13 protein-coding genes are annotated in these 19,373 nt (G+C 41.6%); 3 read left to right on the top strand and 10 right to left on the bottom strand.

Translation table 11 applies throughout. From position 1 onward, the window contains the following. Nucleotides 1–72: 72 nt before the first annotated feature. From AB4298_RS00470 to AB4298_RS00430, 9 genes are all read right to left on the bottom strand, one after another. Nucleotides 73–2,142 (bottom strand): M13 family metallopeptidase, encoded by a 2,070-nt coding sequence (locus AB4298_RS00470; RefSeq protein WP_371985383.1) that lies wholly within the window; start codon nt 2,140–2,142, stop codon nt 73–75. A 286-nt stretch (nt 2,143–2,428) separates the two neighbouring features. After that, on the bottom strand, nt 2,429–3,508 hold the full coding sequence (locus AB4298_RS00465) for a PepSY-associated TM helix domain-containing protein (RefSeq protein WP_371985382.1): 1,080 nt from the start codon (nt 3,506–3,508) through the stop codon (nt 2,429–2,431). Between the two features lie 262 nt (nt 3,509–3,770). Further along, complete coding sequence (locus tag AB4298_RS00460; RefSeq protein WP_371985381.1) at nt 3,771–5,516, bottom strand: DUF3859 domain-containing protein; 1,746 nt, start codon at nt 5,514–5,516, stop codon at nt 3,771–3,773. A gap of 206 nt (nt 5,517–5,722) precedes the next feature. Continuing rightward, nucleotides 5,723–6,613 (bottom strand): prohibitin family protein, encoded by an 891-nt coding sequence (locus AB4298_RS00455; RefSeq protein WP_371985380.1) that lies wholly within the window; start codon nt 6,611–6,613, stop codon nt 5,723–5,725. Between the two features lie 157 nt (nt 6,614–6,770). After that, on the bottom strand, nt 6,771–7,016 hold the full coding sequence (locus tag AB4298_RS00450) for an HP1242/YdcH family protein (RefSeq protein ID WP_371985379.1): 246 nt from the start codon (nt 7,014–7,016) through the stop codon (nt 6,771–6,773). Nucleotides 7,017–7,217: 201 nt separating this feature from the next. Next, nucleotides 7,218–7,730, bottom strand: coding sequence for a MerR family transcriptional regulator (locus AB4298_RS00445; RefSeq protein WP_371985378.1), 513 nt, complete (start codon nt 7,728–7,730; stop codon nt 7,218–7,220). A 77-nt stretch (nt 7,731–7,807) separates the two neighbouring features. Further along, nucleotides 7,808–8,722 carry a hypothetical protein gene (locus AB4298_RS00440; protein WP_371985377.1) on the bottom strand — a complete coding sequence of 305 codons (915 nt, stop codon included), beginning with the start codon at nt 8,720–8,722 and terminating at the stop codon, nt 7,808–7,810. Nucleotides 8,723–8,885: 163 nt separating this feature from the next. Next, complete coding sequence (locus tag AB4298_RS00435) at nt 8,886–12,032, bottom strand: efflux RND transporter permease subunit (protein WP_371985376.1); 3,147 nt, start codon at nt 12,030–12,032, stop codon at nt 8,886–8,888. Then, nucleotides 12,032–13,129, bottom strand: coding sequence for an efflux RND transporter periplasmic adaptor subunit (locus AB4298_RS00430; protein ID WP_371985375.1), 1,098 nt, complete (start codon nt 13,127–13,129; stop codon nt 12,032–12,034). The genes AB4298_RS00435 and AB4298_RS00430 overlap by 1 nt, the downstream gene beginning before the upstream one ends. Before the next feature lie 473 nt (nt 13,130–13,602). On the opposite strand from AB4298_RS00430, the gene AB4298_RS00425 reads away from it, so the two are divergent. Then, the gene (locus AB4298_RS00425) at nt 13,603–14,802 is read left to right on the top strand and encodes a hypothetical protein (RefSeq protein WP_371985374.1); all 1,200 of its coding nucleotides are present in this window, start codon (nt 13,603–13,605) and stop codon (nt 14,800–14,802) included. A 35-nt stretch (nt 14,803–14,837) separates the two neighbouring features. On the opposite strand, the gene AB4298_RS00420 is transcribed toward AB4298_RS00425, so the two are convergent. Beyond that, nucleotides 14,838–15,263: a hypothetical protein gene (locus tag AB4298_RS00420; protein ID WP_371985373.1), complete on the bottom strand. Its 426-nt coding sequence runs from the start codon at nt 15,261–15,263 to the stop codon at nt 14,838–14,840. 439 nt (nt 15,264–15,702) lie between these two features. Here AB4298_RS00420 and glnD point away from each other — a divergent pair, with 439 nt between their 5' ends. Both glnD and AB4298_RS00410 read left to right on the top strand, forming a co-directional pair. Then, nucleotides 15,703–18,276, top strand: coding sequence for a [protein-PII] uridylyltransferase (glnD, locus tag AB4298_RS00415; RefSeq protein ID WP_248999353.1), 2,574 nt, complete (start codon nt 15,703–15,705; stop codon nt 18,274–18,276). Nucleotides 18,277–18,317: 41 nt separating this feature from the next. Continuing rightward, nucleotides 18,318–18,911: an HAD-IB family hydrolase gene (locus AB4298_RS00410; protein ID WP_248999352.1), complete on the top strand. Its 594-nt coding sequence runs from the start codon at nt 18,318–18,320 to the stop codon at nt 18,909–18,911. Nucleotides 18,912–19,373 lie beyond the last annotated feature (462 nt).

Here is a 19,373-nt window from a genome sequence, read left to right as displayed (position 1 = left end):
AAGGTTCGACATAAAAAATGCCAGTCAGATAACTGACTGGCATTGGTCGGTTAGCTTAATAGTGTCTTGCTATTACCAAATGCGTACGCGCTGATCTTCAGGAAGATACAGTTCATCACCTGGTTTAACGTCAAATGCTTTGTACCAAGCATCGTGGTTACGTGGTGCTTGTGCACGGTAGCGACCTGGAGCATGAGTACCTGCACGTAGCTGATTAAGCATGCTTTGTTCAGTGCGCTTTTCTTTCCATACTTGTGCCCAAGCTAGGAAGAAGCGTTGATCGCCGGTAACACCATCAATGACTGGTGCTTCTTTGCCGTTAAGGCTGAGCTTGTATGCGTGGTAAGCCATCGATAGACCACCTACGTCACCAATGTTTTCGCCTAGGCTGTTGCGACCATTAACGAAGTTCTCTGGAATTGGCTCATACTTACTGTATTGAGCGGCAAGTTGATCAGCTTTGGCTTCAAATGCTGCGCGGTCAGCATCCGTCCACCAGTTACGCTGAATGCCATTTGCGTCAGACTTTGAACCTTGGTCATCGAAACCGTGACCCATTTCATGTCCAATTACCGCACCAATACCACCATAGTTAACGGCTGGATCTGCATTTGGATCGAAGAACGGTGGTTGTAAAATTGCCGCTGGGAACACAATCTCGTTAAACGAGCTGTTGTAGTAAGCGTTAACACGTTGTGGCGTCATGCCCCAACGATTACGGTCAGTCTTTTTAAGCTCTTTAGCGACGCTATCAGCTTGGAAGAATTGACGCAGGTTTTGAATATTACCCACTAGATCTTTGTTGGTTAGCTCTACGCCATCAAATTCTTGCCACACATCTGGGTAACCAATTTTCGGGTTAAATGCAGCTAGTTTAGCGTGCGCATTAACTTTAGTTTCAGCGCCCATCCAATCGAGACCATCAATACGCTCGCCCATTGCTGTGCGAAGGTTTTCAACTAGCGCTGCCATTTGCTGCTTAGAAGATTCAGGGAAGTAACGTGCTACGTATACTTTACCAATTGCAAAACCAAGAGATTGAGTGCCAGACATTTCAGAGATAGCGCGCTTCCAACGAGGACGCGGCTCTTGCTGACCGCTTAAGGTTTTACCGTAAAAACCAAAGTTAGCGGCGTAGATATCTTCAGACAGTAAACCTGCGTTGTTGCTTACTGTGTGGAAAGTTAGGTAGTCCTGCCAAACCTTTAATGATTCAGTGTTAACCAATTTAATCATGGCTTTAACTGGATCAGGCTGAGAGATATTTAGTTGTGGTACTTGATAACCGGTTTCTGCAAAGTAGGCGTCCCAATCAAAACCAGGATACTCTTTTGCCAAATCGGCACGCTTAACTTGGTTAAGGGTTAGGTCACGGTTACGACGCTTTTCACGTGGCCATTGGCCTTCTGCCATTTTAGTTTCTAACGCCAGAATCGCCTCGGCGCGAGCTTGGCCATCTTTGATACCGGCAAAAGCGAGCATTTCAGCAATGTGGTTAACGTAGGCTTCACGGATTTTGACAAAGCGCTCAGCGTCTTCAAGGTAGTAAGAGCGATCTGGTAAACCTAGGCCGCTGGCACCAATCGACATTTCATATTGGTTAGGGTCTAAACGGTTAAACCACATGCCGCCAGCAATTGGCGAGCTAGCGCCAGTTAGCCAAGCTTCACCAAATACTTTGGTGAGATCGTCAGTTGATTTAATCGCCTTGATTTGATCGAGTGTGCCTTGAATTGGCGTGATCCCAAGCTTATTGATGGTATCTGTGTCCATGTAAGCTTGATAAAAATCAGCAATTAACTGCTCTTCAGCGTTGAGGTCGCTGCGGCTAGCGATATCGTCGATAATTTCTTTAACTTGCTTTTCGCTGCGCTCAGCAAGGCCGGTAAATGCACCAAAACGAGTTTTATCAGCAGGCATAATGTAGTTGTCGTACCAAGTACCGCTAGCATACATAAAGAAGTCATCACCAGGCTTAATTGCTTCATTTCGCGCAGCTAAGTCAACACCAAAACTGCCCAGTTCTGCTTTATTGTCAGCAGCTTTAGTCACTTCAGTTTGTGTATCTGTATTTACATCTGATGCGCCACAGCCCGCTAAAAACGTGGTCGCTAAGGCGATTGCAATTAATGATTTTTTCATTTTTATTCTTGCTTCCTTGTCAATTTCTTATCGTTTATTAACGAATATTATTATGATTTTTAACGCTTCTATCTTCTAGAATTGGCATAAAATGTCAACCTTTGAATTGTGAGCAAACTTTAACGGAATTTGCCCGTTCGAGTTCAGCTCAGCCCATTAAAGGTCGTAACATGCAAAACAATCAGTTACTAGGTTTGAGCGAGCGGCAATATCTGAGAGGGTGACAAGCTAAAGATAAAAAAATAGCAGCCATAAGGCTGCTATTTTTCAGTCATTGAGCATGTGTTTAAGCTGTAATAGCCTTATTTACGCTGTTTTTGCTCTTTTTGAATATACGGCGGTAAAAAGTCACCGCACTAAATATTAATATCAGACTGCCGATTAGTGATACCGAAGTAATAAACAATGCGTAACTAAATGGCATATTCAATGCATCGTGTAGTGGTCTAACAAACGCAGCGACTTGGCCTGATAGCGGTCTGTCACTATGTTTAATCACATCTTTAATAATGCCTTGCTCGAAACTCATGGTCATACGGTCTGCTTCACGAAGCCATACACCGCTGTGGCTATCAAAACGAATGCTGTAATTTAACTCGGTAACGACTTCACCTTTCTTAACCCGTGGTTTGCTCACTGAAACCAGATTAGCCTCAGGCCATAAATCTTGCGCTGTTTGTAGCTGATTTTGCCAGTTGCTTGCTTGACTCACTGGGTAGCTGATTTCAGATTGTGGTTGCTTTAATGCGCCAGTCCATAAACTTTTATACGTGATTAAAAAGCCACTGATACATAAAATAAATAATGGTACCGAGATAAATAGACCTAACTGAATATGGCTTTTTACTAGGCTGCTAGAACGGGTATTAGTGGGAATACTTTGTTTTAATCTAAAGCCTTTACGCACACGCCACCAAAGGTAAATTCCCACTAAGGTCACAGTGCCGCCAAGTAACGATGCCCAAGCATTAATGTATTTGCCGCCAAAGTCTTCTAGCAAGAAGTTACGGTGTAGCCAAAAAATGGTGCGATAACCAGGAATGTCGCCAAATGAACTTACAGACAGTTCGTTGAGTTCACTGTCTAGTGCCACTGTTTTACCGCGAGTGGCCGCTTGGATGTAAGGCGTGTGCTCAGTTGGAAAACGTACCGTGCTCATTTCAGGGTAACGCTCAAATAAGGTCTCCACAGTGTGCGCTTTTTGCTCAATGGATAACGGCGCATATTGCTGACCTTTATCATCGAGTCGCTTAAACATATCAACACTACCTAGATATACGCCAGTAGTGAGTACAAGCAACATAGTAATGCTGATGAAAAAACCTACCCAGTTATGAAACCATTTTAAAGCTGATACTGCGTTCATATTTACATTCTCAATGTCAGTCTAGGCAAATGTTGGTCCAAGACAAAAAAGGGCTACCTTAAGCTTGTTGCTATAAACATATTGATTTTTATATTATTTTTAGCAAAAGGCATAAGTTAGATAAAACTTGCGAGAATGGTAATCAATCTCACTTTCAACTGCAATTAAAGAAGTGTAAAGACACGTGATAGGGTTAACAATTAGGCAAATAGAAAGCCCGCAAATTGCGGGCTTTAAGATAGTTGATGTTGAACCCCGTTTTTTACTGGATTAAACACTCACCAACTTGCTCCGGATCAAGCTTTGTCGTTCGAATGTACTTACTGCCCATGCAAGCCGTGTAGCGGCTAAAAAATTCCCTGAGTTGCTCATTCATCGGGAGTGCTGAGCGCTGTTTAATCATGATGAGTGCATCTTGTAAGCATTGAGACTTAAAAGGTTGCATGCTGATAGCGCAGCTTTTTACATCATCAAAGCCCAAGCATTGTTGGTATTTATCTTGTTCACAAAGGTAATATTCACCTCGGGTGATTAACTTTTCGAGCGTTAACCCTTGCTCAATAACCTTATTTTTTTTGCCCATAGTGCTGGGCTTTTCATCCATATTTACCAGCATAAAAGACTTCTTAGCAACGACGGAATCACGATAAAGGATCTCTAATGTCCAGCGACCCGTGACAAGCTCATGAGGCTCACCGAAATACCACATGGCTAAGTTTTTATCATGCTTAAACATGGTGTCGGTCCAACTTGAGCTAGTAAAGCCTTTGCCACTCTTAGGATTGACAATTTCAGGGTGAGTCATACGCACGGTTATTGGGAACTGACTCTGATTCTTAATAAGCGGGTCAATTTGACCTTGAGCATTTTTCGGTAAGCTTACTGAATATCGATAGCCTATGTATTGACCTAAGGTTGGCGTGACTAATTGGCTGGCAGCCACATTATATTGAGTGCCTTTTTGGCTAATTGTGCCAGCCTCTATAATGCTCACTCTTGGCGAGATTAAATTGGATAGCGATTGTTGTTCATGAGTAGCTTTATTGCTGATATCTAACGGTGTACCTTCAATTGAGATAACTTGCGGCAAATGCTCCTCATTGAGGATTAGCTGCTGTAGTGGGTTATTGAAGGCAATCACTTTTTGTAGCTGAGTAAAAGAGGAGATATCTAAGCTGGTGATGCGATTACTATTAAGCTCAACTTCTTTTAAAGGAGAGTTGGGGTTTAGCTTAAGTTCATCAATTTGATTGTAATCAGCTTTAACTTTAAGCAGTAGTGGATTGTGGCTGAGATCAAGCTGCTTGAGTTGGTTATTCCTAACCGAAACAACGCTGAGTTCTGGATGATACTCTAGGTTGAGCTCAGTCAGTTTGTTGCTAGATAAATGGAGGTGAGTAAGCTTAAGGTTATGCGATAAGTCTATGGTTTTTAGTGTTCCAATAGGCAAACGCAATGCCTGTAACTCTAAATTATTAGACAGATCTATCTCGGTAAGCTGATGATGACTTAAGCCAATATCTCTAAGTTTTGGCTGTGCTGATAAATCAATATCGCTCAATGGCAGCTTATAAGCATAAAGGCTTTTTAATTTAGGATTGCTGCTGACATCAATAGCGCTGAGTTTATTTCCTGACAAGTTGACTGCAGTAAGGTTAGGGTTGTTAGACAGGTCTATATCCGTTAACTGATTATCGGCAAGAATAAGTCTATCTAGTTGTTCTAGTTCACCGATATCGATATGAGCTATCTGGTTATCGAGTAATATCAATGTTTTTAGTGCAGGCATAAAGCGAATTTCATCAACATTACGTATTTGTTGACTATTACATTGAATTTCGGTGATTTGAGCTAGATTTTTAACTTCGTTTTTTTGTACACATTTTGCAAATTGAGGGTCCTTAAATTGAACCTCACTAACAAGCGTAGGAGCTTGGTTGAGTGCGCAGCCGCTCAAGGCTAACAGGCTTGAGCCAAGTAGACCGATGGTTAACTTCGATACGTTCATTAAGTGCAGAACCTTATTTTTCAATTTGGGTTAACAACAAATATCATTAATCCAGATTTGAGATTATTTATGGCGGGCAAACTAACATAAAGTCGATGTGGTTAGGGATAAGGCTTTGAATTGCTTGAGCTAGATCGAGCAATATCATCACTAGAAATAAAAAAGGAGCCAAAAGGCTCCATTTTTATTTTATCGCGAATGATGCATTACTTATTTGTGTCGCGAATATCCATAATTGGCATAGCGCCGTCACCCATCATGGTGCTTGGTAATCTACCATCCCAAGCCTGCGCCTCTGTTAATTTAACAATTAGCGGGTTATTTTTAAGCGCTTTTGCTTTAGCTTCAATCGCTTGGGCTTCAGCCTTACCTTTAAGCAAGATTGATTGCGCTTCAGCTTCAGCCACTTTTAAAATCCCTTTTGCACGAGCATCGGCAGTGTTTACTGCTCGTAGCGCTTCTAAGCGTTGACGCTCAAGTTTGTGTTCCTCTGCTGCTGCGAGGTTTTTCTCGGTCTGCTTGATTTCAATCGAGTTGATGTATTTTTGCGGCAGAATAATATTTTCAATTTGAATGTTATCAACGATAACAGGGAAGCCTTCCATTTCTTCGGCTAAGCGGCGCTCAATACCTTGTATGGCACTGGCTCTGTCTTGAATTAACTGCTCGGCTTCAAATTGCGGAATGGTGTCTTTGGTGGCTGAGCGGAAACGTGGGTCAAGAATACGCTGCTCAAATTGAGTTAAGCCGCCATAGCGCTTAAATAGGTCAAGCGCAGCTTCTTTATTTACCGTCCAGTTAACCGAAACTTCGATAGTGACAGGCATTTGCTCTTTAGTGCTTGATGCCATTTTCTCGGCATTTTTACGGGTACGCACTTCGATCATTTCAACCGTTTCAATAAAAGGAATTTTGAAATGTAAGCCTGGATTTTGCTGATCTTTTGCCTCACCGAAACGCTTTACCACGCCGACGTGGCCTTCAACAACGATAAAGTAAGAATTAAAGATAGCGACGATTAACAATAAGATTGGCAGAATCTTTAACAATGAAAATGATTTTGTAATTTGGGTAAATTTTGAGTTTTTTTGCAGCATTTTGATATCCTTTCTTAATATGCGCCGCAAAGATACCAGTAAATGCTAATAGGTGAAACAGTTGTGCTTAATTGGTTGCGTTTGTGCTTGGGATGTTACTCAAAAAGGCGGGGCGGCATCAATCACTTACTTAAGGTTTTGATGCCGTTTAGAGAGGTTAACCGTTAAAGTGAGTTAATTGGTGGTAAAGCGCATCTTTTAATACCGCTCTGTCATGCTTGAGTTGGTGCATCGCTTCATCATCAATGGGGGCGCCTTTTAGTTCAAGCACTCGGATCTCTTTATCAAGCGCATTGTAATGTTTAGTGTCTTTTGCAAAAGCCTCATCACTTTGACAAAGCTTAACAATAATATCTTGGTACTCAGGAAACTCATGAATAAGTGAGTGATCTTCGCCTAACATATCAACCCCTAACTAGTGAATAAACAGTATTGTTGCTTAGGTAAGTAAAGCCAACCGTTAGATTAAATTCAAGGTGGCAATATAAGGTTTAATTGTTTTAGTAATGACTGGAGCTTTGAATGATAAAAAGTGGTGAGGTAGGGGAGCTGCTTATCGTCATAAAAATGCCTGCTATTAAGCAGGCATTTTCCAAGCGATATATTACAAAGCACGAATGCGTTTGATTTCTTCAGCATCAATACTGAGAGACTCTAAGAATTTTTGGTGCTCTTTTGGCTCAAGCTTTTCAAAGGTTTGATGCCAGCGCACCATTGCCGCTTCGTCAAATCCTGCTTCAAGCATAATCTCTACCCAACGTTGTTTGTTTACCATTTCATTCTCCAATAAATCAGGGGCCTTCAATAAGATGACAATGGCCCGCTGTTGCTGTCTAAGTTTGGCAACCTCTTGCTCGAGCTGATTAAAGTGTTCTTTTAATAGCTGAGGTTGCTCAAGTGCGTTCTCTTTGTTAAGTAAGGTTGCAATATTGGCTACTGATAACCCATATGCACGATACGACACTATCGCAGCTAACTTTTTATCTTCAGCCTCACCATAATATCGATAACCATTATCAGCTCGTAAAGCTGGAGTCAGCAGCCCCTCTTTCTCATAATAGAGCAGAGTGGTTCGAGAGATATTGGCGCGTTTTGCAAGTTGGGTAACCGTATACATATTTCATCCTAGCCTTGACGACAGCGTGGAGTTTCAAGCCTATACCTATAGACAGGTCAATAGAATAATGATTACGGTTAAGCTTTGCTTGTACCAAGTCTTTTGCTTTGAGTATTTGAGATACAACCAACCATAATCACAAGCAGCCCAATAGCAAAGCTGTTGGTAAGCAAAAGTATTTGGCTTACTTGCGTTGTTGAGGCGATGGCTAACGTTGATATTATCGGCAGTTCTTTGAGGACAAATTGCAACAAGATAAAGCTTAAAAGTAGGGCGTAAACAAAGTGACGACCATGCCCAAGTTTAGCTAAGAGAGCAATTGATATAGAAAATAAGATGACATATTTAGGTAGGCTGAACCAAAACATGCTAATAAGGTCATCAAGTTCATAGGGTAATTGAGTTAGCAGCTCTTTATATTGCTTTATTAAGGTTAAGCTCCAGTCCATATACCTGTCAGGTACGTAAAATTGGGTAATGCTAAAGGCGATGACTATTGCACTGAGCATGACAATATTTTGTTGGTAATTGATTTTAGCAGCCAAGCGTCGCCATGAATGTTTTAGCCCTGCAACGGCTAAAACAGCAATCATGAGTTCAGTAAGGCTATTGATAACCCATATTGGCCAATAGCGATAACTGGCACTGACAGGTTCTGCTAGTGGTGTGCTTAGCGTTAGCATGGCTGATAATATAGATAGCAGTACAAACAGCAGCAAAACTGAAATCATAAAAGGCAGGGATATGTTTTTCGTTTCTGCGACAACACAGTAGCTAGCAAAAAACGCATAGATAAAGAGTAAGAAGAAGCAAAACCTCTGATTTTGATCTTGCAGGTAAGCATTGTTGGCATAATCCGCAGGTATGCTGCTACCAAAAAAATAAAGCTGCTCCGGAAAAAGTAATATTATCGCGGCCTTAAGCGCCACAAGGGCAAGGCTAATTAGCCCTGCAAGTGACAAGCAATGAGTATTTGATAGTCGGGAAAGCACTGATTATTAATCCATTAATATCTGTATTGGAATTGGATCCTATTCTAAAGATACGCTGACGTAAAATATCATGCTTAATCAATAGCACTTTTGCTTAAAAGAAGGCTGCACCACTTCTACTTTTCAAAGTGATTTACAGCCTAGATTTGCTGAGTGATAGTTGTTAACCCATTGAGCTCGGAGCAAGAGTATAAACGCCTTGATTAACTGATTTAGATGCTCGCCATCGCTCGGCTAAATAAAATATCGCAGGGCAGTAAATTAAGATGGTGGCAAGAGAGAATAGAGTGCCAAAACTTAAACTTATTACCATAGGAATAAGATATTGTGCCTGAACAGAGGTTTCAAATAGCATCGGGGCTAACCCTACTGTGGTTGTAACCGCTGTGATAGTTACCGGTCTAAAGCGCGCAAGGCTGGCTTGCAAAACCGCATCAATAATAGCTAAACCAAGTTGCTGACGTTTTTTGATTTCCAGTAACAACACAAATGAGCCATTAACCACGAGTCCCGATAGCGCAATCATGCCAAATAGGCTCATCACGCTAAAGCTATGCCCCAGCACTATATGGCCGAGCATCGCAGCGGCTAAACACAGTGGAATGACACTAAGAACGAGTAACGCATCTAAGCTATTTTTAAAATAAATCGCTAAAAAAGCGAACACAAGAAATAGCGCTAATACAATGCCACTTGTTAGATTGGCACTTACTTTTCGCTCAGTTCTCGCACTACCACCTAGCTCTAACGCTACATTTGGGTACTGCTGAGCAATACTGGGCAAAACCTGTTCATCAACCTGCTTTACGAGTAATGACACATTGGCTTGGCTTCGAATAACGCTGGCGCTGACTTCGACTTGCTCAACCCCGTCTACACGCTCAATTTGTGCCTGTGAATACTCAGGCTTAATTGTTGCGACTTGCCCTAGTAAGACCTGTTGCCCTGAGGGTGAGATTATCAATATGTCAGCTAACGTATTGGCTTTATATTGTTCACGCTTATCGCGCATGACTCGTACTTTTAACTCTTCGCCAGCTTGTATTTGGCGGCTGACTTCTTTGCCATACAAACTATTGCGCACAATTGAGCCCAAATTATCGCTGGTAAAGCCCATTAATAAGCCTCGTTGATTAACGGTGAGGGTGTACTCGCGTTGGGCATCGATTAAGCCGCTATCTATATCTGCGATCCCTTGTAAAGATTGAAGCTTGTCCATGAGGGTATAACTTGCCGCCTGCAGAGCTTCACTGTCGATACTAGCAAGTTCAATTGATATTTCTTTTCCGCCGCCAGGGCCGACTTCAAAATCAAAGAAAAGTGATTTTACACCAGCGACTTCACCTATCTCCTGTCGCCAATTATTGACTAATTGCCTCGCGCTATATTGGCGCTGTTCTTCAGCTGGAATTTGGAAGGTACTTGAGCCTGCGCTGCCTTCAATCGACAACATGATATGTTTATAATTGCCTGGCTCTTTTTGGCGAATAAAGGCTCGTACGCCTGCAGCTTCAATGGTCTGCATAATTCGCTTTTTATCGGCAAGCGAGCTGCCTGCAATAAACTCTACCTCAACATCGATTCGCTCCGACTCAACTTTCGGCACAAAACTGCTATCGACTCGTCCTGAACCTACCCATGTAAAGACGATAAGGCTCGCAGCAATAAAAACCGCGATAACGCTCAAAGGGTTTTTCAGTGTCTGATTAAGTAAACGCTTAAAATGGCCCTCACGCAGCTTTTCAAAAGCATTAAAACTGCGCTGCTGTATTTGGGCTAGCTGAGTTAACCTTTTTGGTTTATTCAGTTGTTTTAAATGATACGGAAGAATAAACAAGGCTTCGATGAGTGAGACAAAAAAGATAGCAAAAATAAGTAATGTCATGGGCTTATACATATTGCCTAGCTCGCCCGCTACAAACAGTAGCGGCATAAAAGCAATAATATTAGTGGCCACAGAAAAGCATACTGGCAGCGCCATCTCATGCACACCCTGCTTTAAAGCTTGGTCTATTTCTAGGCCATCATGTACTTTTTGGTAGATGTTCTCGGCCACAATTACCGCGTCATCGACTAAGATCCCAAGGGTGATAATAAAGGCAAATAAGGTCACCATATTCAGCGCAATATTTAGTGTTGGCATAATTGCCAGTGAACCTAATATTGCGATGGGGATCCCCATGCATACCCAAAATGCCAATCGAGTATCAAGAAACAGCGATAGTGCAATAATGACTAAGATTAAACCGATTACGCCATTATCGAGTAACAGTTTGCTGCGTGTTTGATATGCCTGTGCTTGATCTTCTAATATTGTTATTTGGCTCGCTATTGGTAGCTGTGCTTGATATTGCTTGAGATAGTTTTGTATCTCAGCGCTAAGGGCGATAGGTTTGACATGCTTGCTTTGGTAAATCACCAACATTACAGCCGGTTTGCCGTTAACCAGAAAAGGTTGCTCCGACTGGGAAAATCCCCAACTGACGTTAGCTATTTGCCCTAATGTAAGCTCTGCACCTTGTTGATTACTGTAGATGCTAATTGCACGAAATTCGGCTAATTGTTCTTTACGGCCCAAGGTGCGAATAACAATGTCACCGGCATTGGTACTGATGCTGCCGGCCGAGGTGTCGCTAACTGAATTTGCAACTTTATCTATGACTTGCGCCAAGCTGAGTTGGTGTTGCTTTAGTTTATCTTGACTTATTTCTATGACAATTTCGCTGTCTCTAACGCCCTCAAGCTTGATTTGCGCAATATCGAAGTTTGCCAGTAATTCGCGTTTTAACGTAAGGGCTTCATTCTTTAATTCCGTTTCGGTGAGATCGCCATAAATACCCAGTTCAATTAATGGTTCTAACTCTTCAACAAGGCTAATTTGTATGGGCTCCATGCTGTCAGGAAAGCTATTAATACTGTCTAAGTCATTTTTAACATCGGCAAGCATGCTGTTGACGTCGACGCCATCATTTAAGCTTATTGTGATTAAGGCTTCCCCTTGAGTAGCACTAGCATGCAGTCTATCAATGCGGGTATTTTCTTTAAGTCGATGCTCGATAGGTAATATGATGCTTTGCTCTATTTCTTTAACTGTCGCACCGGGAAAGCTAGCGCTAATTTCAATTTCATCAACTCTAAATGAGGGGGAGGTTTCCTGATTTATGTCGTTAAAGCGGTAAACACCTAAAACAATGATCGAAAGAGTCAGCAAATTAACGGCAACAGGGTTATCTATCATCCAAGATAACAATCGTTGAAATAGTGGTAGTGCTTGAGTTTGTGCGGTTGTTTGGGCTTGTATCTTTGACATTAGAAGTTCTCCACAATGTTGGCAGTTAAACCAGCTAGTGGACGGTGGAGTTTACTGGTAATCAAGTACTCATCTTCCGTAAATACGTTGTTGATGACCGCATGACTTTCATCTTGATGCAGCACCTTAATAGCTTTGGCTTGTAAGGTTTTGTTAGGACCGACGAGCCAAACTTGATCGTTATCTATGGCTGCAAGCGGAATACGTACGGTATCGTTGATAGGTGCAAAAGTGATGTTGGCTTTAACGAAATCACCAATAATCAATGGGCTGTTTTGCTGCGGTATCGCCTGATATTGGGCAAAGACTTTTTGCAATTGAGAAGAGGGGTCTAAAATCGGCACGATATGGCTGATTTTTGCATTAAAGCTTTGCCCTGTATCCGGCTGAGTTAAACGAATAGTTTGGCCTAATTGTAGCTGGGAAGCCTGTGCCCGAGGTAAATAAATAGGCACTCTCAACTGGCTTATATCAACAAGTGTCGCGACTTTGTCCCCTTTAGACAGATAGTCACCTTGGGTCGCGTTTTTAGATTCAACGATATAGCGTTTATCACTTAACCATTGGCTGCGGCTAAGATCTCTCTCAGCGATTTTTAAAGCATTCTGGGCAATATTGATCTCAGCTTTAGCTTGGCTCAATTGCGGTTGACGCAGTAGTAAATCTAGATCAATTTTCCAGTCATTATCTTTAAAGTCTTGTTGCATCATTTGGTAATCTTTTTCAGCTATCCGCTGTTCACCTTGCTCCAGTGCTAGTTGCGCTCTGGCGATTTCCCATTGGGCTTGTCGCTGAGATAAAATGGCGTTGAGATCGGCGTCATCTTGTCGATAAACCAATTCATCTAAACCAATAATTCCGCCCTCTACAAGATTACTGCTGAGATAAGTTAGTTGACCGTCAACTTGCGCACTTAAGGTTAATTTATTGTCGGCAATGACACTGCCATAGGCGCTATAACTCGGTGTAAAAACACTTGGTGTAATCGTCATAACATTGACGTTAACGGCGGTTTCACCTTGAACTTTTTCTGCAGAGACTGGAGCTGTGGCAGCAATTGCAAAGCAACTAACAATAGCAATTAATAGAATAGACAAGGGCAACCATGGTTTAAATATTACGGGTTCGATTCTTTGCTCTAAGAGCGAATTATAATGCCGAGTCATAGTGAAATTACCTAGTTTAAATAATGATGTTTTTTAAGATTTGAATGTGCTCTAGCTAATCAAGGTCTAAAACGGCTTAAACCGTAAAATGGCATTACTAAAAACATTAATTAGCTAAGCATGAAGTGCAGTTTACTTGTGAAGATGTGAAGTTAATGTGTAAGAGCTCGCTACCGCTAAGCTGTTATAAGTTTTAATCGCTGACGTGCTTGGATGGCTGTAAGGGTCAGTTTTAGTTAGTTTTTTAATCGCTGTGGTAATCAATATTTTGCCAGGTAGAATTATCTACTTACATTGAAGCAAGTAAGGTTTGAATGTATGTAGGACTTATGTTTAATCTGTAATGGCAATGTAATCGGTGGTATTATCGCAGCATATTGATTTTACGGATTAGAGCTCTTATCTTGTTGTTTAAGCATCAGTTTTCATTAGCTATACTATTTTGTGGTCTTGCTGCTTCTATAGCAGTGCAAGCGTCAGAGCTTTTGCCTGAAACAAGCGTAATTACTGAGGCTAAGCCCGTAGTAGAACAAGGGATTAAAACTGAGCAATCCGCTTTACCTCTGGCAGAAAGTCCATCCAAGCAACCAGTACCGTCTCCTGTTAAAACATTTTTAGCTCGGCTTGATCCAGAGCCTGCCTCCAAACTAGAACAAAAAGCTAGCGTCACAGAACCTGCAACAGTGAGAGCTAGAGAGGGGCAAGACGCTAATGAAGCTAACAGCTTAGAAGAAGCTGCCAAAACTGAAGATCCTTGTTATAGCAATTCACAAATGGAAGATGCGATAGACAAGGCATTTGATTACCTTAACACTAAGTTTTGTCAGCCAGCTATTTGGTTTGATAGCTTTTTTGTTGATGACAGAGTGGAGGATGATGCGCGAGCTGGAACCATTATTCGCTGGTATAACGATTTTTCTTATTACGCTGAAGAGGGCTTTAAGTATCGAGCTAACTTGAACGCTCGATTGAACTTACCTGGAGCGAGCAAGCGTTTAAAGCTGATCTTAGATTCAACAGGTGAGGACGATCCATTTTCGTTTTTGAAATCACCAGATGACAATAATGATAGAGATATTGGATTAAGGTATGACTGGTATGCCAAAGGCCGTGTAAGTTTTAATATCAAAGCCAACTTAAAGCCTAAACTTGAGGCAAGGTGGCGCTATACCTATCCGATTTCCGATAGTACTGTTACCCGCTTAACCCAAAAGATTTATCAGGAAAAAAAGGTTACGGGGGAGTCGACTGAATTTGATATTGAACACGCTTTTAACGAAACCTTTGTGGGGCGCTGGAGTGCAGTAGCACAATATGAAAATCGAAATAATGGTTGGGAATTTGGTTCTAGCGTTAAGCTTTATCAATACATAAATAACAAGCAGGCATTAAGCTATCAAGCCAGTATTTATGGTGTCGATGAACCCTATCATTATGTGAAAAATGCCAGTATAAGCGCCACTTATCGACAAAATTTTATTCGTGATTGGCTTTTTTTTGCTGTTACTCCTGAGTACCGTTGGAGTAAAGAAGATGAGCTCTCCGAGCGTATTAACCAAGTGGTGTTAACGTTTACGCTCGAAGTGCTATTTCAAAATGTATAGCGCACATCAATTATTTTATACTAACTAACGCGTGCTTAGTCGTTAGTTTCCTGTTCTGGAGTTATGTCAGCTTCTAGTAGAGGCTCACTAGCTGGCGTTACTTGCTCACAGTGTGGTTGACTAACTTGCTCCGCCAAAATAATTAAGCTGTCGGTATAAGAGAAACCATATCCGTAGCCGCCTTCAGTACTCACTCCATTACCAAGCAAGTGCGGGTCGCTGAAGTGATCTTTAAAAGCAAAATCACCAGAAAGCACTGGCGTAATTTGCATCACTTTATAACCTTGCTGATTTAGGCTAGCGATTGCTTGTTGCAGATCGGTATCAAGGCGCTCAATATCTATTTTACAAGTCGAGTATTCAAACTCAGATGTTTTTGGCTTAGCTGCCCACATTTCTTCGCGTTTATCGGTTGCGATCTTAGCAAAATAGCTTTTTACCAATACAACTTTTTGATTCATTTGATGACCTTTAGCGAGTTATTAGCCTGCAGTATTTTAGAGAATAAAACTGCTGAGTCAGGGTTATCTAGCGGTGTCAGCAATCAATGTAAGGTTACTTGATCATTGCCCCGAGGTAAATGGCATTAATTTGTTATTATTCAAGGTGCTTGCCACTAAATGGTGATTAAATCGTAATCGTTTGTTGGCAACTCATTTTAGTGAAGATCTTATTTTGAGCGGACTGAATATTGCGAGTATAAGGCTTATAAAAGCTGCCATTCAGCTTGGGTTTGTTGAAAAAAAGTCTTGCAATTGTTATGGTTATGTCGCTGCTGGAGCTGTTTGAGCTATGTTTTATGGTGCTTTAGTTTAGCCTGCGATATTAAATTCCGCAGGGGGAATATTGGAATTTGAGCTAGTGTAAACCTGTTGTTTAGCGATTAAAGAGTCCTTAATTATGTCTAATACATTGGAACTGAATTCTCTGTCGGAGTTGAAGTTTCATATTAAAAATTTCGACGAACAGCTTAATGCACAGTTTTTAACTTTGCCTGTGCAGTCGCTGCTAAAAAAGCGTGCTAAGCATATAGACGAAATGTTGGTGTCGTTATGGAAGACATACCACTTACATCAAACTTCAATGTCGCTCAATGCGGTTGGAGGTTATGGTCGAAGGGCATTGCACCCTAGGTCGGATATCGATTTAGCCATTATCGTTGAACAAGAGTTAACCCCACCCCAGCAAGAACAATTATCACTTTTCCTTACCCGCCTCTGGGATTTTGGCTTAGACATAGGTCAAACCGTTAGAACACTTTCTGAATCTATCGAAGCTGCATCAACAGATATCACTATTGCAACTAACCTGCTTGATATTCGCTGTTTAGTGGGTTCGAAAAAACACTCGCAAACCATTAAAGATCAGCTGTATCAAAATGAGCTTTGGACCAGCCTGTCATTTTATGATGCCAAAATGGTTGAGCAGGAACTTAGGCACAATAAGGCGCAAAACACGGCGTTATATTTAGAGCCTAACTTAAAGAACAATCCAGGTGGTCTGCGTGATGTCCATACAATTATGTGGATTGCGCAAAAGCACTTCTCACTCGCTAACGCTAACGCCTTAAAGACCATAGGCTTTTTAGATCAAGACGAAGTGTATGAGCTACTAGAGGCCTATGACTTTATTTGCAGAGTAAGGTGGGCGCTACACTGCGTCACTCAATCTGCACAAGACGTACTGTTATTTGAGCATCAAGCAGCAGTGGCTGAGTTTATGCAATTTGGTCAGGGTGATAATAGCCAGCTAGCTATTGAGCGAATGATGCGTCAGCTCTTTAGAGCAATGACTCGTGTGCGTGAAATAAACCAAATTATTTGTGATTCATTTAAGTTAGATACTTTAAATGAAACCGAGCGAGAAAACCTACAATCAATCGATAAATACTTCAGTGTATGTAACGGTTTGATAGAGGTTAAGTTTACGCAGGCATTTATTGATAAACGCCAAGTCATGCGTATGTTTAAGCTGATTGCCGACAATGATAATATTGTGGGTATTGCGCCGAAAACATTAAGGCTGCTGCGCCAAACTCGTCGCCGCTTACTCGGTGAGCTGCAAGATTACCAAGGTTGCCGTGAAGAGTTTCTGGCCATATTGGCTCATCCTAAAGGTCTGCGTAAATGTTTAGGCTTAATGCATCGCTATGGAGTATTAGCGGCCTATTGTTCACAGTGGCATGCCATTGAAGGCCAAATGCAGTTTGATATGCATAACGCCTTTACAGTCGATGAGCATACTTTCAAAGCGATTCAATACATCGACAGCTTTGCTCTGAACAAGAAAAACAGCCTGACATACAGTATTTATCAAAATTTGAGTAATCGTTTTGCACTAGTTTTTGCCACGCTTTGTCATCACTTGTCTGGTAAGCAGGTCATTGAGAATAGTGAGTTAAGTGCTATTCAGGCAAAAGAGCTAGCAGAAGAACACCTGTTAAAAGGTTCAACTACAGCACTTATTTACTGGTTAGTGGCTAATCAAAATGTATTGATTAGTGCTATTCAAACGCAAGATATTAGTGAGCCGGATGTAATTAAGCATTTGGCCAAAGTCGTTGGTTCTCAGAGCAAGCTCAATGCACTGTTTTTATTTACGATTGCAGATATGATGGCAACCAATGAAAGCTATTGGAACGATTGGCAAGAGAGCCAGTTAACTCAGTTATATATGGCAATCCGCGAAACATTAAAGCAAGGTATTGAGAACATCTTTGAGGTGCGTACGGTTATTCGTGAAAACCAAAGTGACGCCAAAGCCGAACTGTTACAAGCGGGCGTAGAACCTGAACGTTTAACTCGATTTTGGCAGAGTTTGCCGAATAACTTTTTCAGCGGTAACTCAGTTGAAGATATTGTTGATATTAGCCAAGGCGTGCTAAAAGGCGAGCCGGGCACCACTCGCGTCTTAATCGGTAAAAATGGCGACAATGGTTTTACTAGTATTTTTGTTTATACCGAAGACAGACCTAAGCTATTTGTCGATCTATTTAAAACCTTAGCGAGTTCAAAGCTCAAGGTTAAAGATGCGCAGATGATGCAGACTAAAAATGGTCAAGTCCTAGAGATAATTAAGGTGTTGGATCATAAAGATGAGCCGATCGATGATGAACCAAGACTAGAGCAAATCGTTAAACGTATACACAGAGCTATCGATCAAAAAGATAGGCCGAGAAAGCTCGTGACCCATAGAGCATTAAAGAACTTTGATAGCCCACCAGTGGTGACAGTACTGCATACCACTAAAAAGAATAGGGCGCTGCTTAAGGTCAACACTTTAGATGATCCTATGTATCTAGAGCAGATCTGTAATCTTCTCTCCGAGCGTAATTTAAGTATTCACTCAGCAAAAATTAGTACCTTAGGTGAGTGTACCGAAAACGTATTTTTGGTGTCCAATGCTGACAACACCTCTTTTGGCCACGACGAGCAGCTTAAGCTAGTGGATATAATTGAAGAAGAGATTGCCTAACACCTGCTAAAATGTACGATTAATTGGTTGAGGAGTTAGCGGTGAAGTTGGTTCTATTTGATTTTGATGGCACTCTGACCACCAAAGATATGTACACCAAGTTTATTCTATTTTCTGCAACGCCAGTCCGCCTATTGCTGGGCATTATCTTTATGTCACCGCTGTATCTGCTTTATAAATTAGGAGTGATAGCTCCACGAAAGCTTAGGCCTGTAGTGAGCTTTTTTGCGTTTGCTGGCCGCAGTAAACAGCAAGTCGATGCCATTGGCTTGCGTTATGCTCAAAGTATCATCCCCAACTACCTATGTTCGCATGCACTGCAAACATTAAAGCTGCATCAGCAGCAGGGCGCTAAAATAGTACTGGTATCAGCATCGCTCGATCTTTACCTCAAGCCATGGTGCCAAATGATGAATATCGAGCTAATTTGTAGCCAAATGGCCAGTAATAGTATGCGTTACACTGGGCACTATTTAGCTGGAGACTGCAGCTGCAACGCTAAGGCTGACAAAGTCACCCAGCAGTTTGTGTTAACACAGTTTTCTAGTGTCTACGCTTATGGTGATACCAAAGAAGACTTGGCCATGCTAGCCCTAGCAGACAAAGCCTTTATGAAAGGCAAACCCCACCTTTAGCTTGTTAAGCATATCGCTCTTAATCATGCTGCCTACACTAAATTAGTTTATTGTAGGCTATATATCAGCCCCTCCTTGACCCCCTTGTTGCCGCTGCTAGTTATAATTACTACTCGAATACGATTGATTGTCCTAGCGCAGAGCCTGCAATGTATAAATGTCAGTAAAACGCTATTTATTGTTGTAATGATGAAGCCCGTTTGTGTTGCGATGCAGGCTCTTTGTTGACAGCTTGGGTTGGAGTCATTGATAAGACGATTACATTCACGGACAGTTGAAGCCGAATTAAGTCAAATCCCGTAGTAAAAAGTCCAAACTATATAAAGACCTAAGCACCAAGGATAGTAAAGATGTGTTATTTACTGCCTCTCACACCAAGACGCTAGATAGCAAGCCCGACTTTGGTATAACAAGTTGTTACTTGACCAAAATCCTTAAGTGAACAACACTCGATGCTCAACA

The organism is Shewanella sp. 10N.261.52.F9, from assembly GCF_041471165.1.
GTDB classification, from domain to species: domain Bacteria; phylum Pseudomonadota; class Gammaproteobacteria; order Enterobacterales; family Shewanellaceae; genus Shewanella; species Shewanella marinintestina.
This window is presented reverse-complemented; position numbering and strand designations above follow the sequence as displayed.